This is a genomic window from Stenotrophomonas sp. GD03680, from assembly GCF_029844625.1.
GTDB lineage: Bacteria > Pseudomonadota > Gammaproteobacteria > Xanthomonadales > Xanthomonadaceae > Stenotrophomonas > Stenotrophomonas maltophilia_P.
The window spans coordinates 25733-51199 of record NZ_JAOCKC010000022.1; the positions used below are offsets into that span (position 1 = coordinate 25733).

The 25467-nt window shown below is 67.7% G+C and carries 28 protein-coding genes and 1 other RNA gene; 12 read left to right on the forward strand and 17 right to left on the reverse strand.

Annotated features, from left to right (window positions below; all coding sequences use genetic code 11):
* Window positions 1–25: 25 nt before the first annotated feature.
* The 3 genes from N5J29_RS16355 (at window position 26) to N5J29_RS16365 (ending at window position 2851) form a co-directional block, all read left to right on the forward strand.
* Entirely contained in the window at window positions 26–589 is a 564-nt protein-coding gene (locus N5J29_RS16355) for an adenylate kinase (protein ID WP_053519211.1), read from the forward strand.
* Between the two features lie 322 nt (window positions 590–911).
* Window positions 912–2276, forward strand: a complete 1365-nt coding sequence (mpl, locus tag N5J29_RS16360; protein WP_065181702.1) for a UDP-N-acetylmuramate:L-alanyl-gamma-D-glutamyl-meso-diaminopimelate ligase — start codon at window positions 912–914, stop codon at window positions 2274–2276.
* Window positions 2273–2851: an LON peptidase substrate-binding domain-containing protein gene (locus N5J29_RS16365; protein ID WP_065175087.1), complete on the forward strand. Its 579-nt coding sequence runs from the start codon at window positions 2273–2275 to the stop codon at window positions 2849–2851. Before mpl ends, N5J29_RS16365 begins: the two co-directional genes overlap by 4 nt.
* A gap of 44 nt (window positions 2852–2895) precedes the next feature.
* Here the strand turns inward: N5J29_RS16365 and N5J29_RS16370 are convergent, their stop codons facing one another.
* The gene (locus N5J29_RS16370; protein ID WP_164150867.1) at window positions 2896–4893 is read right to left on the reverse strand and encodes a bifunctional DedA family/phosphatase PAP2 family protein; all 1998 of its coding nucleotides are present in this window, start codon (window positions 4891–4893) and stop codon (window positions 2896–2898) included.
* 85 nt (window positions 4894–4978) lie between these two features.
* On the opposite strand from N5J29_RS16370, the gene N5J29_RS16375 reads away from it, so the two are divergent.
* Together N5J29_RS16375 and N5J29_RS16380 are read left to right on the forward strand one after the other, a co-directional pair.
* Window positions 4979–5641, forward strand: coding sequence for a phosphotransferase (locus N5J29_RS16375; protein ID WP_164150869.1), 663 nt, complete (start codon window positions 4979–4981; stop codon window positions 5639–5641).
* Window positions 5638–6144, forward strand: coding sequence for a DUF2867 domain-containing protein (locus N5J29_RS16380; RefSeq protein WP_053519843.1), 507 nt, complete (start codon window positions 5638–5640; stop codon window positions 6142–6144). The genes N5J29_RS16375 and N5J29_RS16380 overlap by 4 nt, the downstream gene beginning before the upstream one ends.
* A gap of 34 nt (window positions 6145–6178) precedes the next feature.
* On the opposite strand, the gene N5J29_RS16385 is transcribed toward N5J29_RS16380, so the two are convergent.
* Window positions 6179–6862, reverse strand: a complete 684-nt coding sequence (locus N5J29_RS16385) for a hypothetical protein (protein ID WP_111186792.1) — start codon at window positions 6860–6862, stop codon at window positions 6179–6181.
* Window positions 6863–6970: 108 nt separating this feature from the next.
* Between N5J29_RS16385 and N5J29_RS16390 the strand changes: the two genes are divergently transcribed.
* Together N5J29_RS16390 and N5J29_RS16395 are read left to right on the forward strand one after the other, a co-directional pair.
* Window positions 6971–7789: an NAD(P)-dependent oxidoreductase gene (locus N5J29_RS16390; RefSeq protein ID WP_065181697.1), complete on the forward strand. Its 819-nt coding sequence runs from the start codon at window positions 6971–6973 to the stop codon at window positions 7787–7789.
* Window positions 7790–7865: 76 nt separating this feature from the next.
* On the forward strand, window positions 7866–8846 hold the full coding sequence (locus N5J29_RS16395; protein WP_164150871.1) for a YiiG family protein: 981 nt from the start codon (window positions 7866–7868) through the stop codon (window positions 8844–8846).
* A 105-nt stretch (window positions 8847–8951) separates the two neighbouring features.
* On the opposite strand, the gene N5J29_RS16400 is transcribed toward N5J29_RS16395, so the two are convergent.
* The gene (locus N5J29_RS16400; protein ID WP_053519846.1) at window positions 8952–9824 is read right to left on the reverse strand and encodes an ion transporter; all 873 of its coding nucleotides are present in this window, start codon (window positions 9822–9824) and stop codon (window positions 8952–8954) included.
* A 63-nt stretch (window positions 9825–9887) separates the two neighbouring features.
* Here N5J29_RS16400 and N5J29_RS16405 point away from each other — a divergent pair, with 63 nt between their 5' ends.
* Window positions 9888–11114, forward strand: a complete 1227-nt coding sequence (locus N5J29_RS16405) for an acetylornithine transaminase (RefSeq protein ID WP_164150873.1) — start codon at window positions 9888–9890, stop codon at window positions 11112–11114.
* A 110-nt stretch (window positions 11115–11224) separates the two neighbouring features.
* On the opposite strand, the gene N5J29_RS16410 is transcribed toward N5J29_RS16405, so the two are convergent.
* Window positions 11225–11827 carry an HAD-IA family hydrolase gene (locus N5J29_RS16410; protein ID WP_164150874.1) on the reverse strand — a complete coding sequence of 201 codons (603 nt, stop codon included), beginning with the start codon at window positions 11825–11827 and terminating at the stop codon, window positions 11225–11227.
* 123 nt (window positions 11828–11950) lie between these two features.
* On the opposite strand from N5J29_RS16410, the gene azu reads away from it, so the two are divergent.
* Window positions 11951–12400 carry an azurin gene (azu, locus tag N5J29_RS16415; protein WP_050509801.1) on the forward strand — a complete coding sequence of 150 codons (450 nt, stop codon included), beginning with the start codon at window positions 11951–11953 and terminating at the stop codon, window positions 12398–12400.
* Between the two features lie 159 nt (window positions 12401–12559).
* Here azu and hemL read toward each other — a convergent pair whose 3' ends face one another.
* Both hemL and thiE read right to left on the reverse strand, forming a co-directional pair.
* On the reverse strand, window positions 12560–13849 hold the full coding sequence (gene hemL / locus N5J29_RS16420) for a glutamate-1-semialdehyde 2,1-aminomutase (RefSeq protein WP_164150876.1): 1290 nt from the start codon (window positions 13847–13849) through the stop codon (window positions 12560–12562).
* Window positions 13850–13864: 15 nt separating this feature from the next.
* Entirely contained in the window at window positions 13865–14491 is a 627-nt protein-coding gene (gene thiE, locus N5J29_RS16425) for a thiamine phosphate synthase (RefSeq protein WP_164150877.1), read from the reverse strand.
* A gap of 34 nt (window positions 14492–14525) precedes the next feature.
* Here thiE and N5J29_RS16430 point away from each other — a divergent pair, with 34 nt between their 5' ends.
* Window positions 14526–14750, forward strand: coding sequence for a rubredoxin (locus tag N5J29_RS16430; protein ID WP_053519835.1), 225 nt, complete (start codon window positions 14526–14528; stop codon window positions 14748–14750).
* A 39-nt stretch (window positions 14751–14789) separates the two neighbouring features.
* On the opposite strand, the gene N5J29_RS16435 is transcribed toward N5J29_RS16430, so the two are convergent.
* The 8 genes from N5J29_RS16435 to N5J29_RS16470 all read right to left on the reverse strand — a co-directional run bounded on the left by N5J29_RS16435 (window position 14790) and on the right by N5J29_RS16470 (window position 18860).
* Window positions 14790–15635, reverse strand: a complete 846-nt coding sequence (locus N5J29_RS16435) for a SirB1 family protein (RefSeq protein WP_053519834.1) — start codon at window positions 15633–15635, stop codon at window positions 14790–14792.
* Window positions 15636–15768: 133 nt separating this feature from the next.
* Entirely contained in the window at window positions 15769–16215 is a 447-nt protein-coding gene (locus N5J29_RS16440; RefSeq protein WP_164150879.1) for a DUF192 domain-containing protein, read from the reverse strand.
* 23 nt (window positions 16216–16238) lie between these two features.
* Window positions 16239–16886, reverse strand: coding sequence for a ribose-5-phosphate isomerase RpiA (rpiA, locus tag N5J29_RS16445; RefSeq protein ID WP_065175077.1), 648 nt, complete (start codon window positions 16884–16886; stop codon window positions 16239–16241).
* 22 nt (window positions 16887–16908) lie between these two features.
* Entirely contained in the window at window positions 16909–17388 is a 480-nt protein-coding gene (locus N5J29_RS16450; RefSeq protein ID WP_053519831.1) for an EVE domain-containing protein, read from the reverse strand.
* Window positions 17385–17978: a 5-formyltetrahydrofolate cyclo-ligase gene (locus N5J29_RS16455; RefSeq protein ID WP_111186786.1), complete on the reverse strand. Its 594-nt coding sequence runs from the start codon at window positions 17976–17978 to the stop codon at window positions 17385–17387. The genes N5J29_RS16450 and N5J29_RS16455 overlap by 4 nt, the downstream gene beginning before the upstream one ends.
* 83 nt (window positions 17979–18061) lie before the next feature.
* Window positions 18062–18247, reverse strand: a non-coding RNA gene (gene ssrS, locus N5J29_RS16460) — 6S RNA.
* Between the two features lie 98 nt (window positions 18248–18345).
* Complete coding sequence (locus N5J29_RS16465; RefSeq protein ID WP_279924483.1) at window positions 18346–18642, reverse strand: cell division protein ZapA; 297 nt, start codon at window positions 18640–18642, stop codon at window positions 18346–18348.
* Window positions 18639–18860 (reverse strand): TIGR02449 family protein, encoded by a 222-nt coding sequence (locus tag N5J29_RS16470; RefSeq protein WP_005410898.1) that lies wholly within the window; start codon window positions 18858–18860, stop codon window positions 18639–18641. Before N5J29_RS16470 ends, N5J29_RS16465 begins: the two co-directional genes overlap by 4 nt.
* Before the next feature lie 153 nt (window positions 18861–19013).
* Between N5J29_RS16470 and N5J29_RS16475 the strand changes: the two genes are divergently transcribed.
* A complete protein-coding gene (locus N5J29_RS16475; protein ID WP_164150881.1) occupies window positions 19014–19562 on the forward strand; it encodes a UPF0149 family protein in 549 nt (182 codons plus the stop codon).
* A gap of 5 nt (window positions 19563–19567) precedes the next feature.
* Window positions 19568–20890 carry an aminopeptidase P N-terminal domain-containing protein gene (locus N5J29_RS16480; protein WP_111186809.1) on the forward strand — a complete coding sequence of 441 codons (1323 nt, stop codon included), beginning with the start codon at window positions 19568–19570 and terminating at the stop codon, window positions 20888–20890.
* Between the two features lie 444 nt (window positions 20891–21334).
* Here the strand turns inward: N5J29_RS16480 and pepQ are convergent, their stop codons facing one another.
* The 3 genes from pepQ to N5J29_RS16495 all read right to left on the reverse strand — a co-directional run bounded on the left by pepQ (window position 21335) and on the right by N5J29_RS16495 (window position 25383).
* The gene (gene pepQ / locus N5J29_RS16485) at window positions 21335–22666 is read right to left on the reverse strand and encodes a Xaa-Pro dipeptidase (protein ID WP_065181689.1); all 1332 of its coding nucleotides are present in this window, start codon (window positions 22664–22666) and stop codon (window positions 21335–21337) included.
* A gap of 75 nt (window positions 22667–22741) precedes the next feature.
* Window positions 22742–23116, reverse strand: coding sequence for a PilZ domain-containing protein (locus N5J29_RS16490; RefSeq protein ID WP_065175725.1), 375 nt, complete (start codon window positions 23114–23116; stop codon window positions 22742–22744).
* Window positions 23113–25383 carry a DUF1631 family protein gene (locus N5J29_RS16495; protein WP_164150883.1) on the reverse strand — a complete coding sequence of 757 codons (2271 nt, stop codon included), beginning with the start codon at window positions 25381–25383 and terminating at the stop codon, window positions 23113–23115. Before N5J29_RS16495 ends, N5J29_RS16490 begins: the two co-directional genes overlap by 4 nt.
* Between the last annotated feature and the right edge of the window lie 84 nt (window positions 25384–25467).

Consider the following 25467-nt stretch of genomic DNA (forward strand, 5'->3'; position numbering starts at 1 on the left):
TTTTCAACACGTTGGAGTCAGGTCAATGCGATTGGTTCTGTTGGGACCGCCCGGTTCGGGCAAGGGGACACAGGCGACGCGCCTGAAGGACAAGCTGGGCATCGCCCATATCTCGACCGGTGACATGCTGCGTGCGGAGATCGCTGCGGGCTCGGAGCTGGGCAAGCAGGCGAAAGCGGTGATGGATGCCGGCAACCTGGTGTCGGACGAGATCCTGCTGGGCATGCTTGAGTCGCGGCTGGCCCAGGCGGATGTCGCCAAGGGCTTCATCCTGGATGGCTACCCGCGCAACGTGGCGCAGGCCAATGCGCTGGACGGCCTGCTGGCCAAGATCGGTCAGCCGCTGGATGCGGTGGTGCAGCTGGATGTGGCCACCGAACTGCTGGTCGAACGCATCGCCGGCCGCGCCAAGGAGCAGGGCCGCGCCGACGACAATCCCGAATCGGTGCGCCAGCGCCTGCAGGTCTACAACGACCAGACCGCGCCGGTGGTGGATTTCTATGCAGGCCGGGGCACCCTGGCCCGCGTCGATGGCGTCGGCGAGCTCGACGAGATCGAAGCCCGCATCCTGGCCGCGATCAAGGCCTGAACCAGACGCGCGGGCGGCTGCGGTCGGCATGCAGAACACAGGCCTGGTCCTTGCGGACCAGGCCTGTGTCGTTTTCATAGGTGCCAGCGGAGGGCTTGCTCAGGGCCCCGCAGCATGAGCTCCCTTGGGGATGGCCTCTTGGGGAGTAGGACCGGTTCGGGTACTGCGGCTGGCAATCCGAATTGTGTCCGGGTTCACAGAACATCGCTATCGGGAATTCCCTGACAGGTGGCTGGAGTTTTCTCACATCGGGTGTAGGACTTGTCTGACCCCATTACGGACATTGGCCCTATACAGCCGTGATCGGTCACAATCCTCGCTCATGAGCAGCGTACATATCCTTGCAATCGCCGGCACCTTCATGGGTGGCGTGGCCGCCCTGGCGCGGGAACTGGGCCATACGGTCAGCGGTAGTGACCAGGCCATCTATCCGCCGATGTCGACCCAGCTGGAGCAGCTGGGCATCACCCTGGACCAGGGCTACCGGGTCGACAGCGTGCCGGCGGGCACCGACCAGGTGGTGATCGGCAACGCGCTCTCGCGTGGCAACCCGGCCGTGGAGGCCGTGCTCGACGCCGGCCAGCGCTACAGTTCCGGCGCGCAGTGGCTGTCCGAGCAGGTGCTGCCGGGCCGCGACACGCTGGCTGTGGCCGGCACCCACGGCAAGACCACCACCACGACCATCCTCACCTGGCTGCTGGAGAATGCCGGTCGCGCACCGGGTTTCCTGATCGGTGGCGTGGCCGAGGATTTCGGCGTTTCCGCCCGCCTCGGCCAGGGCCGTGAGTTCGTGGTGGAAGCCGATGAGTACGACACCGCCTTCTTCGACAAGCGCAGCAAGTTCGTCCACTACCGGCCGCTGGTCGCCATCCTCAACAATCTCGAATACGACCACGCCGACATCTTCCCGGACGTGGCCGCGATCCAGCGCCAGTTCCACCATCTGGTGCGCACCGTGCCGGCGCGCGGCCGCCTGATCGTCAACGGCGAGGACGTGCACCTGGCCGAAGTGCTGGCAATGGGCTGCTGGACGCCGGTCGAGCGTTTCGGATTCGATCCGGCGCTGGAATGGCATGCCGAACTGCTGGCCGCCGATGGCAGCGCCTTCCGCGTGCACCACCACGGGCAAGCGCTGGGCGATGTGCAATGGTCGCTGCTGGGGCGGCACAACGTGCTCAATGGCCTGGCTGCGCTGGCCGCTGCCCATGCGGTGGGCGTGGCACCGGCCGAGGTGATCCCGGCGCTGGCGCGCTTCCGCAGCGTCAAGCGGCGCATGGAAGTGATCGGCAGCCACGACGGCATCACCGTCTACGACGACTTCGCGCACCATCCCACCGCGATCGCCACCACCCTCGAGGGCCTGCGCGCCAAGGTGGGCGATGCACGCATCGTGGTGGCGATGGAACCGCGCAGCAATTCGATGCGGCTGGGCGCACATGCACACGCGCTTGCGCCTTCGCTGGCGCTGGCCGACGAGGTGGTGTTCCTGCATCGTCCCGAGCTGGCCTGGGACGCAGCGTCGGTGATCGCAGCGGTGCGCGGCCACGCGCACGCGGTACCCGATACCGACGCATTGCTGGCACAGCTGCAGGAGCGCGTGCACCGCGGTGACCACGTGGTGTTCATGTCCAATGGTGGCTTCGACGGCGCGCCGCGCCGTTTCCTCGCAGCATTGCAGGCGCGATGAGCACGGACGCGTCACTGCCCCTGTTCCCGCTGCACGCCACCCTGCTGCCTGGCGCGGCGATCGGCCTGCGCGTGTTCGAGCGCCGCTATCTGGACCTGATCCGCGACAGCGGCCGCAGTGCGGAGGGATTCGGCGTCTGCCTGATCCTTGATGGCCAGGAGGTCGGTGCGCCGGCAACGCCGGCCGCCTACGGTGTGCAGGTACGCATCGAGGACTTCGATGTCGGCGCCGACGGCGTGCTGCAGCTGCGCCTGCGCGGTACCCGCCGCTTCCATGTCGAGCGCACCCGGGTGCGCGACAACGGCCTGGTGGTGGCCGATGTGCGCTGGTGCGAAGAAGACCCGGATGACGAGCTGCGTCCACAGCATGCGCTGCTGGCCACCGTGCTCGGTCACATCATCGAGCAGGCCGGCGAAGCCTACGCTCCGGCCAACCCCGCGTTGCTGGACCAGGCAAGCTGGGTCGGCTGGCGCCTGGCCGAGCTGCTGCCGTTGAGCGAACAGCAGCGCCTGCAACTGCTGCAGATGGACGACCCGCATCAGCGCCTGCAGCAGCTGCTGGGCTGGATGCCGTAAAGAATCATCCCGCGCGGTAGCGCCGGGCCATGCCCGGCGGCTCCTCACGGTGCGACGGTCTTCAACCGCAGTACCGGCAACCCGGTTTCGCCGTGCACATCCTCGCGTTGCGGCAGTTCCTGCACGGCGTCCTTCACCGCGTTCAAGGCTGGATCCACGCCGCGCAGCGGATGCCACATGCCGATCCACTGGAAGTGGCGCTCGTAGCGCAGGGTCTGTGCGCTGCCCAGCCACAGTGGCGTGTCGCCCGGCTGCAGCTGCACGGCGGCCGGCCACAGGCGCAGCACGTAGCGCTCGTCCGGACGCGCCCCCTGGCGCACCATCAGCAATGCTTCCACGCGCGTGTCCAGCGTTGCCGGCAAGACCGGCAGCTGCTCCGCACCGGTGTCCTTGTCCAGCATCAGCAATGCTTCCTGCCAACCGGCCTGCTCCTGCAGCGTCCAGCCACGTGCCTCCAGCTGTGCCTGCAACGGGGCCAGGGGGCCGGCGACCTGCACATCGAGCGGCCAGCGCTGGTCATCGTCGAACTCGTTGCGGCGCGCCGGCAGCGCGGACCAGTCGTGCTGCCACCACGCCTGCATATCCATCGCCTGCGCGGCGGGCAGGGACGGCTCGAAACGTTCCAGCTTCACCGCGATGTTGCGCGGCGCATACCACATCGCGGCAACGGCGAAGACGCCGTAGAAAAGCCAGGCGACCGGTTTGACCCAGAACGACCGGTTGAACCGGCGGCGGTAAGCAATGCCCAGCACCAGCAGCCAGAACGTGCCGAACAGCATGCCGCCGATCACATCGCTCAGCCAGTGTGCGCCCAGATACAGGCGCGAGAAGCCGATCAGGCTGACCACGATGCCCGATACGAGGTACGGCCAGACGCGGGTGCGGCCGGGCATCTCGCGCGCGATCAGGACCGCGAAGAAGCCGAAGGTGATGGTGGCCATGGTCACCGATACCGACGGGAAGCCGAAGCCGCTGCTGGCATCGACAGGGCGGACCACATCCACGGTCGCGCCGAGCAGCAGCGTCAGGGCCAGGCCGAAGGCGAGCGCGGCCAGCCAGTGCGCCGCAGCCATCCAGCGCCGGCGCCAGATCAGGTAGCCCATCGCCGCGGCGGTGGCCGGCAGCAGTACCGGCCATGCGCCGAGCGAGGCCAGCGCCGCCATCGGGTAGTCGGCCAGCGGGTTGCGCAGCGCCAGCATGGCCTGGTGCACCAGCAGATCGACCGCAAGCGGTTCACCGTGCGCGACCACCAGGGTGAGCAGTGCGAACCAGCCCCAGCCGAGCAGCAGCAGCATCAGTGCCAGCATCGCCAACGGCACCGACTCGCGCCGCTTCGGGTCGAGCACGCCGACCGTGTAACGGCCCAGAGTCGGATGGCGGTTGGACCAGTCGAGCAGGCGCGACAGCCAATGATCCATGCGCGCGGCGGACCAGCGGTAGCCGTACAGCACGATCGCCCAGACCAGGCTGAGGATCACCGCGAGCAGGCCGACCACCACCACCAGGCGACCTGCCACGGCCGCGACCGCGTCATAGGCTTCGCCCAGGATCCAGCCTGGCGCCAGGAACAGCACGGCCCAGGAAATGCTGGCGATGCCGCTGGCCTGCATGTAGCGGCTGGCGGGCATGTTCATCATGCCGGCGATGGCGGGGACGAACGGCCGGATCGCGCCGACGTAGCGGGCCACAAGAATGCTCTTGAAGGCATTGCGGCGGAACAGGTTCTCGCCACGGTCCAGCAGTTGCGGGTAGCGGCTGAACGGCCACACGCCGCGCAGGCGATCGCCCCAGCGGCGGCCGATCCAGTAGCTGATGCCGTCGCCCGCGAATGCACCCAGCGCTGCCGCAGCGACCGCGTACGGCCCGGAGATCTGGCCAAGGCCGATGAACACGCCCACGGCGAACAGCAGGGGCAGTGCGGGCACGATGGCGCCGAGAATGATGACCGCATCGCAGAACGCGATCAGAAAAATGACCGCGCCCGCCAGCACGGGATGAGCGGCAATCCACGCAAGGGTGGCGTCGATCCATGAAGAGTCCATTGCCCGATTATAAGGGCGTGAAGGTGACTGGTTCCCAGCCGCTTGCCGACCGTTTGCCACCGTCGGCATCGCCTAGAATGGCGCCATGCCGCATTCGCCAGACGTCCCACCACATGCATTGAAGGCCGACAGCTTCGGCCGCATCCTTCGTATGGAGGGCCCCGACGGGCCGTTCGTGCGCCGCGATCTGGGGGCGACGCCGTTGTGGCTGCGCCTGCCGGCGTGGTGGCTGGCGCGGCGCGAAGCACGCGCGCTGCGCCATATCCACGGCATGGCCGATGTCCCGCAGCTGATCGATTGGGATGGCCGCCACCTGGATCGCAGTTTCATGGCCGGCGATGCCATGTACCAGCGCCCGCCGCGCGGCGACCTCGCCTGGTTCCGCGCCGCGCGGCGCCTGCTGCGGCAGTTGCACCGGCGCGGCGTCGCCCACAACGACCTGGCCAAGGAGGCCAACTGGCTGGTCACCGACGATGGTCGTCCGGCGCTGATCGACTTCCAGTTGGCGGTGATCGGCAATCCGCGTTCGCCCTGGATGCGCCTGCTGGCCCGCGAGGATCTGCGCCATCTGCTCAAGCACAAACGCATGTACTGCCGCGAGTCATTGACGCCGGTGGAGAAGCGCGTGCTCAAGCGCACGTCGTGGGTACGCGAACTGTGGTTCGCCACCGGCAAGCCGGTCTACCGCTTCGTCACACGGCGCATCCTGCACTGGGAAGACAACGAAGGGCAGGGGCCGAAGCCGTGAGACGGTGGAACGTAGTGACCACGCTGCCGAGCGCGGCCAGCGTCCTGCATCCGCAGCTGGCGGGTGCGGGTTTCGTGCATGCCTGCCGCGTCGCCACCCATCGACAGGGGCGCAGTGCACTGCAGGCCTATCGCGACATGGCAGCGACAGTCCCCGCGTGGTTTGACGGGCTGATGGCGCTGCGCAACCAGGGCATGCGCCTGCTCGGGATGAAGGATCTGGGTTCGCTGCGTGCGGTGCAGGCTGCGCAGCATCCGAGTCCCGGGCAGCGGCTCGGCATTTTCACCCTGCAGTCGCTGCACGATGATGCCATCGTGCTGGAGGATGACGACCGGCACCTGCACGTGCAGCTGGCGCTGCAGTGGCAGGGTGACACGCTGGAAGTGGCGACGGTGGTGCATACGCACAACGCGTTCGGGCGCCTGTACATGCTGCCTGTGGACCCGATGCACCGGCTGATCGTGCCGCATCTGCTGCGCAGGCAGGTACGCGCGTACGGGTAGGCCGGGCCCGGCGGCACCCGGCGCCACCGGAGCGCTAGGGCGTTGCCGGCACCAGCTGCTGGCCAATGAAGTTCCGCTTGGCATCGAAGTCATAGCCGATCTGCAGCTGCCCCACATCCGGGCAGGCATGGCAGTCGCGCAGCGGCGTGCGGTACAGCAGGCGGATGCCGCCGCCTTCCAGTGGTGCGGTGCCTGCGGCCTGCGCCGGTGCGAACGGCGTCGCCTGCGGGTTGGCCTTCAGCACTGCCTGCACAGTCGGGTCGGCGCGCAGCGCATCGTCCAGCTGCACCGCATCGACATCGATGCGCTTGCCGCCTGCATCCACCAGGCGCGTGCCTTGGTTGGTGTTGGCGCGGAAGGGATATTCAACCGTGGCCACGCCCAGTCCGTCATGCTCATGCCACGCGCTGACATAGGCCAGTTCGCCGCCGGTGGAAAGCTGCTCGGCGGCCGTGATTGCATCCGAGCTGGCGCCGCCGCTGCGCATCGCATCGCGCAGGCAGTCGCGCGTCGCCGCATCGCCTCCCTGACGGCAGGCGTTGAGGTCGCCGTCCCACACCACCGCCTCGCTCCAGCGCATCCGGCCATCGGTCGCTGCCTTCTCCGCGCTGGGGGTGTCCGTGGCGACAGGTTCCTTGCCGGGCTCGGGCGAGCTGCCCTGGCAGGCGGTCATCAGGGCGAGTGCGAGGGCAGGCAGCAGCAGACGGGAACGGCGCATGGCGTGGACCTCGTGAGTTGACTGGAGGCCCGAGTATCGTCAAGACGGGGTGAACTCCGCGTCGCCGCGGCATACTAGCCGCTCATTGCATACGCTGGAGTCTGGAACGTGGGCAGTCTGCAGGGCAAGACCCTTTTCATCACCGGTGCCTCGCGTGGCATCGGCCTGGCGATCGCGCTGCGTGCCGCGCGCGATGGTGCCAACGTGGCCATCGCGGCCAAGTCGTCGGTGCCTAACCCGAAGTTGCCGGGCACCATCCACAGCGCTGCCGATGCGGTGAATGCGGCCGGCGGCCAGGGCCTGGCGTTGAAATGCGACATCCGCGAGGAAGAGCAGGTGCAGGCGGCCGTCGCCGCGACGGTCGATACCTTCGGTGGCATCGACATCCTGGTCAACAATGCCAGCGCGATCTGGCTGCGCGGCACGCTGGAGACACCGATGAAGCGCTTCGACCTGATGCAGCAGGTCAATGCGCGTGGCAGTTTCCTGTGCGCACAGGCCTGCCTGCCGTACCTGCGGCAGGCCCCGAATCCACACATCCTCACCCTGGCGCCGCCGCCGAGCCTGGAACCGAAGTGGTGGGGCGCGCATACCGGCTACACGCTGGCGAAGATGGGCATGAGCTTCGTCACCCTCGGTCTTGCCGCCGAGTTCGGGCCGCAGGGCGTGGCGGTCAATGCGCTGTGGCCGCGCACGGTGATCGCCACCGACGCCATCAACATGATCCCCGGCGTTGACGCGGCGGGATGCCGCACGCCGCAGATCATGGCCGATGCCGCGCATGCAGTGCTGGTACGCGAAGCCGCGGGTTTCCACGGCCAGTTCCTGATCGATGACGAGGTGCTGGCACAGGCCGGCATCACCGACCTGTCCGGCTACGCGGTGGATCCGTCGCGGCCGCTGGTGCCGGATCTGTTCCTCGACTGATCCGATGCGAGTGTCATGATCGGCCAACTGCGATAGAATTCGCGGCTGTAATCGTTTTCAACAAGGATGTGCGTAGATGCTCCGTCGTACCACTGCAGCGCTGCTCGCTGCGTCGTTGTCGCTTGCCCTGGTCGCCTGTGGTGGCAAGCCGTCCACTTCGCCCGGCACGTCCGACAAGACCGATGCCGCGCCTACGCAGGATGCCCAGCAGCAGCTGACCGCCAAGCTCAACGCCTATATCGGCTGCTTCAACGCGGTCGATTCCGAGGTGCATGGCAGCGCCCGCGCCTACACGGGCTGGATCAAGGATCTGGAGGCCGGTCCGAGCGGACGCGAGACCCGTGTGTACGGACCGAGCGAGATCGACGACTACGACATGAAGCAGTGCGACGCACCGATCACCGAGGCGATCGCGGCCCAGCCCGCGCTGCCGGAACTCGATGCGGCGGCTGGCCGCTACCTGCAGGCGCTGAAGGCACTGGTGCCGGTCAGCCATGAGGCACACGACTACTACGAGCGCCAGGATTACGAGGACGACCAGTTCGCCAAGGGCAAGCAGCTGCACGCGCCGCTTATGGCTGCGTTCAAGGCCTTCGCCGGCGCCAGCGAAACGTTCAACGTTGAACTGGAACGCCAGAACGATGCTGCCCAGCGCGAGCACCTCAAGGCGCTGGAACAGGCCGAGGGCCGCACCCGCGAGTACTACCGGCTGGCGATGATGCTGGAAGCGAAAGCGATCATGGACCTGATGGGCGACGACGATTTCGATCCGGCGCAGGCCGATGAACGGCTGCAGGCCTTCAATCGCATTTCCGACGAAGCACATGCCAAGGTGGCCGATCAGGAGCCGGGCAAGCTGGACTGGAACAGCTTCGAGCGCGAAGCCGAGAACTTCCGTCGCGAGGGCAAGGAGCGCCTGCAGCGGGTCAGCAGCAAGACCCCGTACAACGACTTCGAGCGGCGCATGCTGGATTCGCCGTCGATGGCCCCGCGGGGTTCGGCCGGGCGACTGCTGCATATCTACAACGCGCTGGTGTTCCAGAGCAACCGGCAGTAGATCCGGGTGACAGTCCAGTGTGCCGACGCACTGGTCAGTGCCAGCAATCAGATGCGCTGAGGCGGGAGCGGCGGCAGGCCGCTCACCGCCCCGCGCAGGTACGGGTCAGCGGTTGAAGGCTTCCGGCAGCGCGTTGCCGCAGGCCCGGCAGTGGCGTGCATCCGGTTCGTGGCCTTCCAGCCCGCAGTGCGGGCAACCCCGGGCATCGCGGCGTGCCGCCAGCTCGGCCTCGCGCATGGTGCTGGCCAGTTCAGCGGTGTAGATGCCGGTGGGCACGGCAATGATGCTGTAGCCGATCAGGATCAGCACGGACGTGACGAAGCGGCCGAGCACGGTCTGCGGCACGATGTCGCCGAAGCCGACCGTGGCCATGGTCACCACCGCCCAGTACATGCTGGCAGGAATGTTGCTGAAGCCGTTCTCCGGTCCTTCGATCACGTACATCAGCGCGCCGGCGATGATGGTGATGGTGATCACCGTGAACAGGAACACCAGGATCTTCCGCCGGCTGCGCCACAGCGACTGCATCAGCACGCCGCTTTCCTCGATGTAGCGGGTCAGCTTGAGGATGCGGAACACGCGCAGGATGCGCAGTGCGCGCACCACCAGCAGGCTCTGCGCGCCGGGGATGAACATCGACAGGTACGCGGGCAGGATCGAGAGCAGGTCGATGATGCCCCACACGCTCACGGCATAGCGCAGCGGGCGCTTGACCACCGCCAGCCGCAGCAGGTACTCGGCGGTGAAGATGAGGGTGAAGCCCCACTCGAGCACGTACAGGCTGGTGGACCACTCGGCGTGCAGGTGCTGCACGCTGTCGATCATCACCACCAGGATGCTGGCGATGATGGTCACCACCAGCAGCAGGTCGAAATTGCGCGAGGGCCGGGTATCGTGCCGGTAGATGATGTCGAACCACTGGCGGCGCCAGCCGGTTTCGGTGGCGGGGTTCAGCTGGGGGGCGGAGAACGGTCGCATGGGCGCATTGTGCCGCAGGGGTTCCGGCGCGAGAATGGGCATTCCTGAATCCTGCCGACTGCCATGACCGCCGCGACCGACCCGCTGATCTCCCTTTCGCACTACTACCTGCCGGTCTACAAGCCTCGCCAGGTGGTGCTGGAGCGTGGCCAGGGCGCCCGCGTGTGGGACAGCCAGGGCCGTGAGTTCATCGATCTGGCGGCCGGTATCGCCGTGTGCGGCCTGGGCCACAACGACCCGGATCTGGTGGCGGCACTGGTCGAGCAGGCCGGCAAGCTCTGGCACACCAGCAATGTGTTCTACAGCGCACCGCCGCTGTACCTGGCGGAAGAGCTGGTGAAGGCCAGCCGCTTCGCCGAGCGCGTGTTCCTGTGCAATTCCGGCGCCGAAGCCAATGAAGTGGCGATCAAGATGGTGCGCAAGTGGGCCTCCAGCCAGGGGCGGCCGGCTGACAAGCGGGTGATCATCACGTTCCGCGGCAGCTTCCACGGCCGCACCCTGGGCGCGGTGACCGCCACCGCCCAGCCGAAGTACCAGGAAGGCTATGAGCCGCTGCCCGGTGGCTTCCGCTACATCGACTTCAACGACGAAGTGCAGCTGGAAACGGCGATGGCCGCGGGCGACGTGGCGGCGGTGATGCTGGAGCCGGTGCAGGGCGAGGGTGGCGTGATGCCGGCCAAGTCCGGTTTCCTCAAGCGCGTGCGCGAGCTGTGCGACCAGCACGGCGCGCTGCTGGTGCTGGATGAGATCCAGGCGGGCATGGGCCGTACCGGCACGCTGTTCGCGCACTGGCAGGATGACGTGGTGCCGGACATGGTCACCCTGGCCAAGGCGCTGGGAGGCGGCTTCCCGATCGGCGCGATGCTGGCCGGCCCGAAGGTCGCCGAGACCATGCAGTTCGGTGCGCACGGCACCACCTTCGGTGGCAATCCGCTGGCTGCTGCCGTCGCCCGCGTAGCGCTGCGCAAACTGTCCTCGCCTGAGATCGCCGCCAATGTCAGCCGCCAGTCGAAGGCGCTGCGCGATGGTTTCGCCCGCATCAGCGAGGAATTCGGCGTGTTCAGTGGCGTACGCGGTCGCGGCCTGATGCTGGGCGCGGTCCTGGCCAAGGACTTCGCCGGGCAGGCCGGTGCCATCCTCGATCACGCGGCCGAACACGGCCTGCTGACCTTGCAGGCCGGTCCGGACGTGCTGCGCTTCGTGCCGTCGTTGAACATCACCGACGAAGAAGTGGCCGAAGGCCTGAAGCGCCTGCGTGCCGCTGTTGCGGCGTTCGTCGCCGCACGCTGAAGCCTTGGCGCTGACCCCGCTGCCGCGGAATCGCTGTAGAGCCGAGCCCATGCTCGGCTCATCTCCACGTCAGGCAACAGCAGCCGAGCATGGGCTCGGCTCTACAGCGGTCACGTGATCCGGTAGCGTTTCAACACCTTGCCCAGCCCACGGCCATCGTGCACCGTTTCCGCGTGCAGCCCAGCGGCGCGTGCGCCGCTCACGTTGGCGAACAGGTCATCGACGAACAGCGTGTGCGCAGGCGCTGCATCAAGCATCTCCAGCGTGCGCAGGAACACCTCCGGCGCCGGTTTGCGCAGGCCAAAATCGGCGCTGCAGAACACGCGACCCAGCAGGGCAGGGAACAGCTCCGGCAGCAGGGAAGGCAACGCCTGCTTCATCAGCGCGCCATTGTTGGTCAGCACCGCCATCGGCAGCTGCAGGGCCCGCAGCCGTTGCAGGACTGCGCGCTGCGGATGGCTCGCGGCTTGCCGCGCTGCGGTCCAGGTGTCCACGTCGATGGTCCTGTGCAGAAGCTCTCCCAATCGCGCCAGATAGGCAGGGCCGCCCAGCAAGCCATTGTCATGCGCGGCTTCCAGCCCGCTGTCGTACAACGCGGCCTGCACGGCCTGCGTCGGAACCCCCAGCGCCTTCGCCAGATGCAGCACGCGTTGCGCGCGCTGGTAATGCACCAGCACGCCGTCTACATCCAGCAGCAACAGGTCGATCCGCATCGGCCGAGCATGCCATTGCGGCAAGTGTGCGGGAAACCCTGGAGCGGGCATGCGACAGACGGTCGCAGACGCGGCCACGGGGGGCTGCCTAGAATGGCGCTTGAATCCGCAGGAGAGGCAACGATGAAGGCTTGGATGGTGGCAGTGGGACTGGGCGCGCTGATGCTGGCGCCGTCGGCGATGGCGCGTGTGTGTGCGGTGAGCATCGACAGCACCGACCAGATGAGCTTCAGCAGCCGCGAGATCAAGGTCGCCGCCGACTGCACCGCCGTGGATCTGACCCTGCGCCACACCGGCAAGTTGGCCGCCACTGCCATGGGCCACAACTGGGTGCTGACCCGCAGTGCCGATTACCAGCCGGTGGCGATGGCGGGCATGCGCATGACCCTGGCCGACAGCTACCTGCCGAAGGCCGACAAGCGCGTGTTGGCGCACACCAAGGTGATCGGCGGCGGCGAGACCACGCGCGTGCGCTTCTCTACCCAGGGCCTGCAGAAGGGCGGTGACTACACCTTCTTCTGCTCGTTCCCCGGCCACTTCGCGATGATGAAGGGCACGTTCGTCTTTGGTTGACGCCGTTTGCAGCGTCGCACCATGCTCGACTGCTCTTTTCCGCGCTGCGTACGATGAGCCGGGCATGGCTCGGCTCTACACGTTGCAGTAGATCCACGCCAGGCGTGGATACGGTGCAAGGCAGTGCCAACCAAGGTTGGCACCCGCCATGGGCAGGGCTCAGCCCTTGGCGGCCTTGAACGCCACGCGTGCAGCGGCCAGCGTCGCTTCGATCACCGCATCGTCGTGCGCACTGGACAGGAAGCCGGCCTCGTACGCCGACGGCGCCAGGAACACGCCCTGGTCCAGCATGGCGTGGAAGAAGCGGTTGAACGCCGGAATGTCACAGGCGGTGGCCTGCGCATAGGTCTCCACCTTCTCGCTGGTGAAGAACAGCCCGAACATCGCGCCGACCCGGGTCGTGGTCACGGCCACTCCGGCGTCTGCGGCCGCAGCTTCCAGGCCCTCGCACAGGCGTGCGGTGCGCTCGGCCAGGTCGGCGTGGAAGCCGGGTTGCTGGACCAGTTCCAGCATTGCCAGGCCGGCCGCCATCGCCACCGGATTGCCGCTGAGCGTGCCGGCCTGGTAGATCGGGCCGGCGGGGGCGATCTGCTGCATCAGGTCGCGGCGACCGCCATAGGCGCCCACCGGCATGCCGCCGCCGATGATCTTGCCGAAGGTGGTCAGGTCCGGCGTGATCCCGTAATGCGCCTGCGCGCCGCCGAGCGCCACGCGGAAGCCGGTCATCACTTCATCGAAGATCAGCAGTGCGCCGTGTTGCGTGCACAGCTCGCGCAGGTGCTGCAGGTAGCCGTCGCGTGGCGGGATGCAGTTGGCGTTGCCCACCACCGGTTCGATGATCAGGCCGGCGATCTCGCTGCCCTGTGCCTCGAACAGTGCGGTGGCGGCCTCGAAGTCGTTGTAGGGCAGGGTCAGGGTGAGTTCGCTCAGGCCTGCCGGAACGCCCGGCGAGGTGGGCACACCGAGGGTCAGCATGCCGCTGCCGGCCTTGACCAGGAACGAGTCGCCATGGCCGTGGTAACACCCTTCGAACTTGACGATGCGGTTGCGCCCGGTGGCACCGCGCGCCAGGCGGATCGCCGACAGGGTCGCTTCGGTGCCGGAGTTGACCATCCGCACCATCTCGCAGGACGGCACCAGGCGGGTGATGGTCTCGGCCATGGTCACTTCGGCGGCGCACGGCGCGCCGAACGAGAGGCCCTGTTCGACGGCCTTCTTCACCGCCTGGCGTACGGCCGGATGATTGTGGCCGACGATCATCGGACCCCAGGAACCGACATAGTCGATGTAGCGGTTGCCGTCCATGTCGTACAGGTAGGCGCCATCGGCGCGCTCGACGAAGAAGGGCTCGCCGCCGACCGACTTGAACGCGCGGACCGGCGAATTGACGCCGCCCGGCAGCAAGTGCTGGGCACGGGAGAACAGGGCGTGGGACTGGTCGTGGTTCATCGGGTTTCCTGGGTGTTACCGGAACTGGGCGAGGTAGGCGCGCTGGGTGGCGACCGGGTCCGCTGCGGCGTAGATGCCGCTGACCACGGCCACCAGGTCGGCGCCGGCCTCGATGAGGGGACCGACATTGTCCGGCGTCAGGCCGCCGATCGCCACCCGCGGTACGCCCAGTGCGCCGCTCTGCCGCAGAAGATCGATGTGGGCACGGCTGGTGGTGATCTTGGTGGTGGTCGGAAAGAAGGCGCCGAAGGCCACATAGCTGGCGCCAGCGGCTGCGGCGGCCTCGGCGTTGGCCAGCTGGTCGTAGCAGGAGGCGCCGATGATGGCGTCGGCACCGAGCAGGGCGCGCGCGCTGGCGATGTCGCCGTCGGTACCGCCCAGATGCACGCCGGCTGCGCCCACGGCCCGGGCCAGTACCGGGTCATCATTGACGATCAGCGGCACGCCGTGCTCTGCGCACAGCGCCTGCAGTGCGGTGGCCTGTTCCAGCCGCAGCGCGTCGCTGGCGGTCTTGTTGCGGTACTGCAGCCAGGTGGCGCCGGCGGCCAGCAAGGGCGCGGTGCGGGCCAGCAGGCGTACGGTGTCGGGCTCATCCGGGGTGATGAGGTAGACGCCACGGGGCGCCGGGGAAGCAGAGGTCATCGATGGCTACCGGTGAGTGGACCGCGATGGGACAATGGCGGCCCGTGAATTCAACCCCGATTATCCGATGAGCGACGCCACCCCCACCACCCTGCGTACCTGGATGTGCGTGGTCTGCGGCTTCCTTTACCACGAGGCCGACGGCCTGCCGGAAGAGGGCATTGCGCCGGGCACGCGCTGGGAAGACATTCCGGACACCTGGACCTGCCCGGACTGCGGCGTCACCAAGGCCGATTTCGAGATGGTCGAGGTCGATTGACGGACGTGGGGCGGGCCGCAGGTCCGCGCACCGACCGCCTCAATGCAGCCGTGGCATCGGCCCGCCCAGATCGATCAGCTTCTCGCGCAGCCACTGCGCGTCGCTGGCCTCGGGATTGCGCTTGAGGTACTGCCCCAGATCGTGCCGGGCTCCCGTCAGGTACTCCAGCTGCAGGTAGGCCAGGCCCCGGTCGCGCAGGGCGTCGTCCTGCTCCGGCGCCAGCTTCAGCAGGCGGTCGGCACTGCGCGCGGCACGGTCCCATTCACCGGCCTCGGCATACACGCCGTGCAGGTTGCGCAGCATCCGCATCAGGATCGCGCGGGACGGTGCCGGATCGAGAATCTGCGCCAGCACCTGGTCGTCGGGCATCTGCCCGCCCAGATGTGACTTTGCGCGCTCCCGCAGTTCGTCCACATCCAGCGGCCGACCGCCGTTGAACGGGTCCATCACCAGGACACCGTCATCCACCGGCAGGCGCACCAGGAAGTGGCCGGGGAAGGACACGCCGTCCAGCGGAATGCCCAGCCGCCGCGCGACCTCCATCTGTACCAGCGCCAGCGAGATCGGATTGCCGAGCCTGCGCTCGAATACCTGGTTGAGATAACTGTTGCGCGGATCGTAATACTCGTCGTGGTCGCCGCTGTAGCCCAGTTCGTCGAACAGGTGGCGATTGATCGCGGCCATTTTCAGCGGACTGCGCTCGATGCTGTCCACTTCGGCGCGAAGGTGGTCGACATGGCTCTGGATCAGCGCGTCGTAAGTGGACGGCTGCAGATCCGGATATTCATCGCGCGCGATCAGCAGCGCGGTCGGCAACAACGGCAGCGCCTCGTCTTCGAGGTCGGCCAGTGCATCCCAGTCGGGGAGTGTGATCCGGTCCGGCATGGTCACAGACTGGCGGCAATCGCAGACGGATTCAAGCGGTGTGGCGTGAAAAATCCAGGGGTCAGATCCCGTCCGCGTGCGAAAGGGATCCGACCCCGACCGGGGTGCCGGCCGGCCGCCGGGCCGCGTGGGCCTACTTCTCGATGCCCGGGCCGAAGGTCAGTTCGGTACCGTCCTTCAGCTTGAGCTTCTCGGCCTGGCCGGCGTTGAGTTCCAGCACGTACCGGGCCGGGCCGCCGCTGGGATAGGGCGGGCACATGTCGCCGGCCGAGCAGGGCGGCACGTCGCGCTGCTGGCTCACCAGCCGGCGCTGGCTGTCGAAGTACAGGATGTCCAGCGCGATCTTGGTGTTCTTCATCCAGTACGCCTGCATTTCCTCGCGGTCATGGATGAACAGCATGCCGTGGTCAACGGGCATCTGGTCGCGGAACATCAGCCCGCGTGCGCGGGCCTCATCATTGGTTGCCAGCTCCACGTGGTAGCGGGCGCCGTCCAGTTCGACCCAGTGACGGGCCGCATCGGTGGCACAGCCGGCCAGGGCGAGCAAGGGAAGCATCAGCAGCGAACGCAGCAGCGACATCGTCAGGATCCTTCGCGTGAGGGTCAGAGCACGACCGGCGGTTCGCCGCCGATGATCACCACGTCGGCACGGCGACGGGCAAACAGGCCGACGCAGACCACGCCCGGCAGCTGGTTGAGTTCGCGCTCGAGCTTTTCCGGATCGGTGATCTGCAGGTTGTGGATGTCCAGGATCTGGTTGCCGTTGTCGGTGACCACGCCCTCGCGCCAGGTCGGCTGGCCTCCGGTCATGTCGCGGATCTGCCGGGCCACCAGGCTGCGTGCCATCGGAATCACTTCCACCGGCAGCGGGAACCTGCCCAGCACCGGGACCTGCTTGCTCGGGTCGACGATGCAGACGAAGCGCTCGCTGGCCTCGGCAATGATCTTCTCGCGGGTCAGTGCAGCGCCACCGCCCTTGATCAGGCACTTGCCGGGATCGCACTCGTCGGCGCCGTCGACGTACAGCGACAGGTTGCCGGTGTGGTTCAGCTCGATCACCTCGATCCCGTGCTGCTTCAGGCGCGCGGTGCTCTGTTCCGAGCTGGACACCGCACCCTTGATGCGATGCTGGATGCGCGCCAGCGCATCGATGAAATAGGCGACGGTGGAACCGGTGCCGACACCGACGATCATGCCGTCTTCGACGTACTCGATGGCTTTCTCGGCGGCCAGGCGCTTGGCTTCGGACATGGGAGGAACTCTCAGCAGGGAATCAGGATTTCTTTTCCAGCGACAGCAGCAGCTTCCACTGCGCGGCGGTCACCGGGAACACCGACAGCCGGTTGCCCTTGGCAACCAGCGGGAAGCCCTCGCCGAGCGCTTCGGCGTGCAGCTTGATCTCGTCCAGCGCGATCACCTGCCTGAGCTTGCGGTCGAAGGCCACGTCCACCAGCATCCAGCGCGGGTTCTCGCGCGTGCTTTTCGGGTCGTGGTAGTCGGATTTCGGGTCGAACTGGGTATCGTCCGGGTAGGCCGGGCTGGCGACCGTGGCCAGGCCGACGATGCCGGGGACCTTGGTATTGGAGTGGTAGAACAGGATGCCGTCGCCGACCTGCATGCCATCGCGCATGAAGTTGCGCGCCTGGTAGTTGCGTACCCCGTTCCACGGCTCGACCTTGACCCGGGCCAGGTCATCGATGGAGAAGGCGTCCGGCTCGGACTTCATCAGCCAATAGCGCTTGCGGGCGGTCATGCGTTCACGGGGGCAGCGGAGGGGAACAGGGTGCCGGCTTCGGTGCAGATCGCATCCACCGGCACGTCCCACGACGCCACCGGCAAGGACTCGACCTGCTGCACCGCGAAGGCAGCACCGACCAGCCAGGGCGGCGCCGGCCGGTCGTGGCGGAAGGCGAAGCTGCGATCATACCAGCCGCCCCCCATGCCCAGCCGCCGGCACTGTGTGTCGAAACCCACCAGCGGGGTCACTACCAGCGCCATCTGCGCCGGTTCCAGCGTGTCTTCCACGGCCACGTCCGGTTCCGGAATGCCGTAGCGGTTGCCGGTCAGGGGCTGACCGGGCCGCCAGGGCGCGAAGCGCAGCGTGTCGCCGGCCAGCACCGGCAGGCAGTAGGAGAGTCCATCGGGCAGCTGCAGCTGCCAGCGATGCAGCGCGATCTCACCGTCCAGCGCCCAATAGCCGGCAACGTGGCCGTGAAGCGGCGCAAACGGCAACGCCAGCAGCCCATCGGCAAGGGCATCGGCGGCGGCGATGCGCTCGCTGGCGGAAAGGTCGCGGCGGCGTTGCCGCAGGTCGTGGCGCAGGGCCTGGCGCGGGTCGGTCATGGCAGCGTGCGGCAAGGAACAGCCGTCATTGTGCCGGAAAGAACAAGGGCGACGCCCGAAGACGCCGCCCTTGCTGGAATATTGCATTCTCCGCAATGTCGATGCATGCGAAACGACCTTGAACCCGGGGGCTCAAGTGGGAACGCTGGAGAACCATCGGGCTTCCCGCTACAAGGCGGACCTGCACTCCCGGCGCTGTCGCGCTCCCGGTGTCGTTCTTAAGGGACAAGGCGAATGTTTGCACATGCCGTCGAGTACCGCAGAGAACGCAGGGCCATTATAGCGGCCGGTCCTGATCTGGATAGGCCGTTCGTCGGCAACAGTCCGTGCCAATTCAGAAATGAGAAGACGCGTGTCGCGCGATCTGTCAGGGATTGCCGTCGATGAAGCGGTCCAGCCGCCGGTTCAGGTCGGCCAGCGTCTGCTGCAGGGCCACGGCCTGGCGGGCGTTCTCGTCACGCAACAGCTGCAGTTCATGGGCCAGATTCAGTGCCGCCAGGACCGCGATGCGGTCGACCGCCGCCATGCGGTTGCTGCCACGGATCTCGCGCATCCGTGCGTCGAGCAGGCGCGCGGCCGCCATCAGGCTGTCGCGTTCATCGGCACCCACGCCGACGGTGTACTCGCGGTCGAGGATGCGGACGCTGACCGGTTCGGCGCTCATGTGTGCTGCTCCAGGGATTTGAGCCGGCTGATCATCGCTTCCACCCGCGAGCGCGCCTGTTCGTTCTTGGCCAGCAGCGTCGAGCGCTCGGCCACCAGCTGTTCCTGCTGGTGGCGCAGGCTGCGGTTCTCTTCGGCCAGGCGCTGGTTGCGTTCAAGCAACGCTTCCACGCGGGCGGCGAAGTCCTGCAGCTGGGCAAGGGGATCGGCGGGTTCCATGCAGGCACGATAGGCAAGCCGGGTCAGGACGGTCAAGCGCTGTCGCAGCACGCCCGGATGGCCACGGGGAGGTCGCTATCGGGTTGCTACACTACAGGGCTCACGGGCGCGCGCGTGCGCGCTCGGGGTTTCCTTCTCCGAACGAGCCGCACGATGACCGAACTTCCCTCCGTCGACGACGTTTCCCGCGCCAGCCAGGACCTGGGCCTGGGCGCCACCGCTGCCGAGCTGCATGGCGGCCTGTGCGGCTGGCTGGCCGCCGGTGGAGCTCCCGGCAACGACTGGCCGGCGCGTGTGCTGGCCGACGACAGCCTGCCGCCGGTGGCGGCCCACAGCGCCCTCGGGCAGTTGTTGCAGGCCACCATCAAGCAGCTGGAGGACCGCGATTTCGCGTTCGAGCTGCTGCTGAGCGACAGCGAGGACGTGGCTGCGCAGGCCGACGCCATGTTCAGCTGGACCCGCGCCTTCCTGGGTGGATTCGGACTGGGCAGTGGCGGCCGTCGTCCGGCCCTGTCCGAAGAGGGCGAAGAGGCGCTGACCGACATGGCCAGCCTGGCGCGTGCTTCCAGCGAGGATTTCGAGGCGGGTGGCGAGGACGACGATGAGGCGCTGTCGGAGATCGAGGAATTCATCCGCGTGGCGGTGCTGCTGCTGCACGGCGATGTGGTGCTGGCCGCGCGCCACCGGCAGCGCCTGAACTGATGGACATCAAGCAGCGCACCGGCATCGCGGCCGGCGAGTACAAGCGTCGTCGCCGGCAGCTGATGGACATGGCCGGCGAAGACGCCATCCTGGTGCTGCCCGCCGCGTCCGAGAAGGTGCGCAGCCTGGATACCCATTACCCGTACCGGCAGGATTCGGACTTCCAGTACCTGAGCGGCTTCCCGGAGCCGGAAGCCGTGCTGGTGCTGATTCCCGGGCGTCGTCACGGCGAGGCGATCCTGTTCTGCCGCGAACGCGATGCCGAGCGCGAGGCCTGGGACGGCAGCCGCGCCGGCCAGGAAGGCGCCGTGGCGCAGTTCGGCATGGACGATGCCTATCCGATCGACGATCTGGACGACATCCTTCCGGGCCTGCTGGAGGGACGCTCGCGCGTCTACTACCACTTCGGCCGTGACGCGGACTTCGACCTGAAGCTGATCGGCTGGGTCAACCGTGTCCGCTCCCAGGTGCGCCACGGTGCGCAGCCGCCGCACGAGTTCCTGGAGCTGGGCCACCTGCTGCATGAGCAGCGCCTGTTCAAGTCCGGCGCGGAGGTGGCGCTGATGCAGCACGCCGCGCAGATCAGCGTGCGTGCGCACCTGGCAGCGATGAAGGCGGCGAAGGCGGGCATCCATGAGTACGAGCTGCAGGCCGAACTGGAGCGCGTGTTCCGCGCCAGCGATGCGGTGCCGGCGTACTGCAGCATCGTCGGCGCCGGCCGCAACGGGTGCATCCTGCACTATCGCGACAACAACGGGCGTGCGCGCGACGGCGAGCTGGTGCTGATCGATGCGGGTGCTGAGTACCGTGGCTACGCCAGCGACATCACCCGTACCTTCCCGGTGAACGGGCGCTTCAGCGCCGAGCAGCGCGCGCTGCATGATCTGGTCGGCCAGGCCCAGGCGGCGGCGCTGGCCCAGGCCCGGCCCGGCGTACCCTACGAAGCCGGCCACCTGGCGGCGGTGCAGACGCTGACCGAAGGCCTGCTGCGGCTCGGCCTGCTGAAGGGCACGCTGGAGAAGAATCTTTCCGAAGGCCTGTACCAGCGCTTCTACCGGCACAAGACCGGCCACTGGATCGGGCTGGATGTGCACGACGTGGGCGACTACCGCCTGGCCGGGGACTCGCGGCTGCTGGAGCCGGGCATGGCGTTCACCATCGAGCCGGGCCTGTACATCGGCGTGGACGATACGACGGTGGAGCCGCGCTGGCGTGGCATCGGCATCCGCACCGAGGACGATGTGCTGATCACCGACGATGGCCATCGCGTGCTGACCGAAGGGCTGGCGCGGAGTGCGGACGAGATCGAAGCGGTGATGGCGGGTTGAGGGTTGCCGGCAGGGCTTGCAGCCCTGCACCCGCAGACGCAACAGCTGGAGCAACAGCAACAGCGGGCTATCCGTGGGATGGCGGGGCACTGTGGGTTTGCGGGGACGCCGTGAATCCATCCCTGGAGGCTTGGTCGCCGCATCCATGCGGCTCACACCCCGCAAACCCACAGTGCCCCGCCTTCGACAGCTGGCCGGTGGCTGTTGGTAGGTGTCGACCTTGGTCGACACAGAGCGAGCGCAGCGAGCGACCCGCTTTTGCTTTTCTTTCTTCTTTTCCGTGGTTGGATGCGCGCAGAAGACTGTCAGAGGTGGGGCGGGGGGGCATGCAGGGACGTACTTGCAGCGTCCCCTGCATGGCCTACCCGCCCCGCCCAGCGCGCATCACGCATGATGCCAGTCGACTAACAGTCGACTCTACCTTTGAGGCCAACCACGAGGGGCTCAGCCGTTGGCTGCCGCAAACTCCGGTCGCGTCAGGTTGTCCGCTTCGCCATCGGTGCACAGCACTTCGTCCTCGATGCGGATGCCGCCATACGGACGGAAGAAGTCCACGCGCTCCCAGTTGATCGCATCGCCATGGCCGGCGTCCTTGACCTCGTTCAACAGCATGTCGATGAAGTACAGGCCCGGCTCGATGGTCACCACCATCCCCGGTTCCAGCACGCGGGTCAGACGCAGGTAGGGATGACCCGCCGGACGTTCGATCCGGCCGCCTTCGTCGCTGGCGGCGAATCCGGCCACGTCATGCACCTGCAGGCCGATCAGATGGCCGATGCCGTGCGGGAAGAATGCGGCGCTGACGCCGGTTTCCAGCGCGGTCTGCGGCGATACCCTGATGACGCCGAAGTCCTTCAGAACGCCCATCAGCGACAGATGCGCGTCCACATGCAGCGTCCTGTAATCAACGCCCGGGCGCACCGCCGCGCACATCTGCTGCTGGGCGGCATCGACGGCAGCGATCATCGCAGCGAATTCGTCGTGGCCGTGCGCCGCGTAGGTACGGGTGATGTCGCTGGCGTAGCCGTGCGCGCTGGCGCCGGCATCGATGAGGAAGCTGCGCAGCGGCTGCGGTGCCTTGCGGCCCAATTCGGTGTAGTGCAGAACGGCGGCGTGCTCGTTCAACGCCACGATGTTGCCGTAGGGCAGTTCATTGGCGTCCTGGCCCACCGCCTGGCAGTACGCCATGTGGATGCTGAACTCGTCGGCACCGTTGCGGAACGCGGCTTCGGCGGCGCGATGGCCGCGCACGCCCAGCACCTGCGCTTGGCGCATCAGGGCGATCTCGTAGGGCGTCTTGCTGCCACGGTGCCATTCCAGGTAATTCACCACCGCCGGAGGATTGTTCGGCACGTGGCTGCCCAGTGCGCTCTGCGGCTCACCCAGGATCGCGCAGCGCGACGGATCGGCCGGCAGCAACGCCAGCGCTTCATCCGGCGTGCGGATGATGTGGATGTCGAAGTGCTCCACCCACCAGCCGCTCGGCGCGTCCGGCACTACGTGCCAGTAATCGAACGGCTGATGGAAGATCACCACCGGCCGCTTGCCGGGCGTAAACACGATCCAGCTGTTGGGCACGCGCGTCAGCGGCAACCATGCCTTGAACTGCGGATTCACCGCATAGGGATAGTCGCGATCATCAAACACCTGGTAGTGCAGGGTGCCGCTGGGCACGACGAGGTGATCAAAGCCGCCGCGCGCCAGCGCCTGCTCGGCGCGTCGGCACAGCACGGCCAGGTGATCGGGATACAGGGCGCCGGGGTCTTGCTGGATCATTGCGGTGGCTCGACACGGAAAACGGCCCTAGATTCTGCCGCATACCGGCGGAAACCGCTGTGCCGGAACCGGCAGTCAGTCCGTCGAAAGCGGTCCTTCGTCGCTGTCTTCGCCTACCCACTGCCGCAGCAGCTGGCGGTGTTCGCGTGACAGGGTGAGGAACCGGAAGCCCACCCAGCTCTGTCCCGGGGCGTGCGCCGGCTCGCTCCACAACAGGTGCACGCCCACGTCGATGGCTGCCTGCTGGCCATCGCCCAGCGGCAGCGGGAAGCGGAACTGATACAGCGCGTCGTCGCGCAGCGCAGTGCTGGCCAGCATCAGCATGCCGGTTTCGGACACATTGCCAAGGCGACCGACCACGCAGTCGCGCATCTGGTCGGTCACCGGCACCAGGTCCGACACCTGGCGTCGGGGGGCGCGACGGGTGTCCTGCGGCGGCGTCATGCTCATGCGGGGGTGTCCTGCGGGTTGCGGCCGGCAAGGGCACGCAGGGCGCCCAGACTGGCCTTCCAGGCGCGGTCGACCAGCCGGCCCTTGTCTTCGGTGACCAGATGCGCACGCCCAGCGCTGATCTGCCGCGCCAGGCTGTCGAGGTCGGTTTCGGCAATCTTCTGCCCGCGCGGATTGACGAACAGCACATGGCCGGTCAGCAGGCTGTACCAGGACAGGCGCTGGCGGCGAAGCGTGCCATCGCCGTTGTCGATGTCGAACCAGCTGCCGAAGGGCAGGGAGCACAGCTGTTCGTAGGCGGCCTCCTCCGCACTGCTGCGTGGCGCGGCAGGGGCGGACGCACTGCGGCTGTCGGTGTGCTCGCCCAGCCGGGCGCGGGCCTTCAGCCGCGCGCTGAGTTCGGTACGCGACGTGCTGTCGTCCTCGCCCCCGGGCGTGGCCAGGCGACGGGCCACCGCTGAGGCTTCCTCGGCGTGATAGCCCACCTGCAGCAGCGCGGCCTCCACATCGGCGGCCAAGGCGCCATCGGTGCCATCGACGCCGTTGGCGGCGGTTGCAGTAACGGCCGCGATGCGCTCGGTCTGCTGCAGCCGCTCCTGCCACTGGGGCGAGTCCTCGCCATGGCGCAGCCGGGTCAGGGTCAGCGCGTCGGACCAGGCCTGGCGCAGCAGGGTCTGGACGAAGCGCGGCGGCTGCTGCGTGCTGCAGCACTGCTCGATCTGGGCGCTGGCCTGGCGCCGCGCGAGTTCCAGGCGCTCCCTGCCGCGCGCGGCTTCGACGTGGCGGCGTTCGGCCAGTTCGGCGCGATGGGCGGCCGCGCGCTGGTGCTGCTGCACCTCTTCGTTGGCAGCAGCGAAGGCTTCCGGCGTGCGTGCATCCTCGCCGAGCAGGCTCTGCACGCTCTGTGCCATGCGCTGCAGAAACTGCGGATCGACGTCGTCGTCCCCCAGCCAGCGGGCACCGGCTTCGGCGATATGGTTGAGCAGCTCGCGCGCAGGATGCTCGTCGCGTACGAAGAAGCCCGGATCGGCCATCGCTGCACGTGCCAACGGTACCTGCAGGCGCGCCAGCAGGGCGGCGGGCACCGGGTCCGGGCGCTGCTGCTGCTGGATCTGCTGCATCAACAGGCGCAGCAGGTCCAGGTTGTCGCGATCATGGCTGCCGATCTGCGCATGCGGGCCATGCTCGCTGCGCAGCTGCGCGACCACGGCGGCCTGCAGGTCGACCACACCGGTAGCGGCGCTGGCCTGGTTTTGCAGCCTTGCCAATACCGCATCGACGGCAGCAGTCGGTACCGCAGGCGCGTCTGCCGCCGGCGTGGTACGCGCGCGCTGCAGCAGGTCGTGCAGCAGGGTGCCGGTGGCGGTGGTCAGCCCGGGGGGCGCTGCAGTGGATGCGGAACCGGATTGGAAGGCATCCTGCATCAGGGTCGACCAGGAGCCGGCAGGCAGGTTCTCGCCCCAGCCGGTCATGGGGGCCGCCGCGCGCCTGGCTGGCTGCGTGGCACGGCCGCCAGCGACGGACTGGGTGATGATCCGTCGCGTACTCGACGAGCGGGCCAGATACGGGGTGTAGACCAGGCCCGGCAGCACGCCTTGCTGGGCGAGCAGGGCATTGGCCCGATCAAGCAGGTCGCCCAGGCGTTCCAGCACCTGGCGCTCGAAACTGCGATACAGCGCCAGCTGCACCTCTGCCCCGAGGCCATCCTGTTCGGCGACCCTGCGCACCATCGCGCACAGCGCCTGCGGTGCCAGCGGAAGGGTATCGGCTTCGAACGCAGGCGCCGCAGCCAGCACGCCCAGGCGCTGGCCGAGCAGGTTCAGGGCGTTGGCCGAGCGCTGCGTCTCGCGCCGGACCATTTCGGTGAGCAGCAGGTCGCGGTCGACCTCGTGCTCGTCGACCAGCGACAGGCCGATCGTGCCCGGCAGTGCGGGCGGTGGTGCTGCTGCCGTGAAGGCGGTCGGTTCGCGCAGCCGCGCCAGTGCCTCGGCCACCGCATCGAGCATGCGCTCGCTGAAGTGGCCGGCGAAGGCATGCAGTTGGCTACGCTGCGCCATCAGTTCAGCCTGCTGCTGCGGACTGCGCGCGCGGTCGGCATCGTGCAACAGGAGTTGTTCCAGCGCTTCGACGGTCAGGATCAGCGGCGCGGTCAGTGCCTGCCGGCACAGGCCGGTCAACGCCCCCAGCAGTTCACGTACCCGCGGTGGCAGGTCGGTGCTGGCCAGGCGGGCAGCGTCGGTGGCGGAGAGGGAGAAGACAGCTGACATCGGCGTGCGGTACCCGGATTCCCGCGGAGCGATCCTGTGAATTTACCGTGTCGGCCGAGGCCGGCGCTACTTTAGGGTGAATGC

Bases quoted from the DNA above. Each gene is read 5' to 3' on its own strand.
- N5J29_RS16455 (WP_111186786.1), bottom strand. From the start codon at position 17,978: ATGACCGACCCGCGCCAGGCCCTGCGCCACGACCTGCGGCAACGCCGC.
- N5J29_RS16410 (WP_164150874.1), bottom strand. From the start codon at position 11,827: ATGCGGATCGACCTGTTGCTGCTGGATGTAGACGGCGTGCTGGTGCAT.
- N5J29_RS16370 (WP_164150867.1), bottom strand. From the start codon at position 4,893: ATGGACTCTTCATGGATCGACGCCACCCTTGCGTGGATTGCCGCTCAT.
- N5J29_RS16430 (WP_053519835.1), top strand. From the start codon at position 14,526: ATGGCGGCCCGTGAATTCAACCCCGATTATCCGATGAGCGACGCCACC.
- rpiA (WP_065175077.1), bottom strand. From the start codon at position 16,886: ATGTCCGAAGCCAAGCGCCTGGCCGCCGAGAAAGCCATCGAGTACGTC.
- N5J29_RS16395 (WP_164150871.1), top strand. From the start codon at position 7,866: ATGCTCCGTCGTACCACTGCAGCGCTGCTCGCTGCGTCGTTGTCGCTT.
- N5J29_RS16465 (WP_279924483.1), bottom strand. From the start codon at position 18,642: ATGAGCGCCGAACCGGTCAGCGTCCGCATCCTCGACCGCGAGTACACC.
- N5J29_RS16355 (WP_053519211.1), top strand. From the start codon at position 26: ATGCGATTGGTTCTGTTGGGACCGCCCGGTTCGGGCAAGGGGACACAG.
- mpl (WP_065181702.1), top strand. From the start codon at position 912: ATGAGCAGCGTACATATCCTTGCAATCGCCGGCACCTTCATGGGTGGC.
- hemL (WP_164150876.1), bottom strand. From the start codon at position 13,849: ATGAACCACGACCAGTCCCACGCCCTGTTCTCCCGTGCCCAGCACTTG.
- azu (WP_050509801.1), top strand. From the start codon at position 11,951: ATGAAGGCTTGGATGGTGGCAGTGGGACTGGGCGCGCTGATGCTGGCG.
- N5J29_RS16400 (WP_053519846.1), bottom strand. From the start codon at position 9,824: ATGCGACCGTTCTCCGCCCCCCAGCTGAACCCCGCCACCGAAACCGGC.
- N5J29_RS16475 (WP_164150881.1), top strand. From the start codon at position 19,014: ATGACCGAACTTCCCTCCGTCGACGACGTTTCCCGCGCCAGCCAGGAC.
- N5J29_RS16385 (WP_111186792.1), bottom strand. From the start codon at position 6,862: ATGCGCCGTTCCCGTCTGCTGCTGCCTGCCCTCGCACTCGCCCTGATG.
- N5J29_RS16490 (WP_065175725.1), bottom strand. From the start codon at position 23,116: ATGAGCATGACGCCGCCGCAGGACACCCGTCGCGCCCCCCGACGCCAG.
- N5J29_RS16470 (WP_005410898.1), bottom strand. From the start codon at position 18,860: ATGGAACCCGCCGATCCCCTTGCCCAGCTGCAGGACTTCGCCGCCCGC.
- N5J29_RS16440 (WP_164150879.1), bottom strand. From the start codon at position 16,215: ATGTCGCTGCTGCGTTCGCTGCTGATGCTTCCCTTGCTCGCCCTGGCC.
- N5J29_RS16365 (WP_065175087.1), top strand. From the start codon at position 2,273: ATGAGCACGGACGCGTCACTGCCCCTGTTCCCGCTGCACGCCACCCTG.
- pepQ (WP_065181689.1), bottom strand. From the start codon at position 22,666: ATGATCCAGCAAGACCCCGGCGCCCTGTATCCCGATCACCTGGCCGTG.
- N5J29_RS16405 (WP_164150873.1), top strand. From the start codon at position 9,888: ATGACCGCCGCGACCGACCCGCTGATCTCCCTTTCGCACTACTACCTG.
- thiE (WP_164150877.1), bottom strand. From the start codon at position 14,491: ATGACCTCTGCTTCCCCGGCGCCCCGTGGCGTCTACCTCATCACCCCG.
- N5J29_RS16435 (WP_053519834.1), bottom strand. From the start codon at position 15,635: ATGCCGGACCGGATCACACTCCCCGACTGGGATGCACTGGCCGACCTC.
- N5J29_RS16495 (WP_164150883.1), bottom strand. From the start codon at position 25,383: ATGTCAGCTGTCTTCTCCCTCTCCGCCACCGACGCTGCCCGCCTGGCC.
- N5J29_RS16450 (WP_053519831.1), bottom strand. From the start codon at position 17,388: ATGACCGCCCGCAAGCGCTATTGGCTGATGAAGTCCGAGCCGGACGCC.
- N5J29_RS16375 (WP_164150869.1), top strand. From the start codon at position 4,979: ATGCCGCATTCGCCAGACGTCCCACCACATGCATTGAAGGCCGACAGC.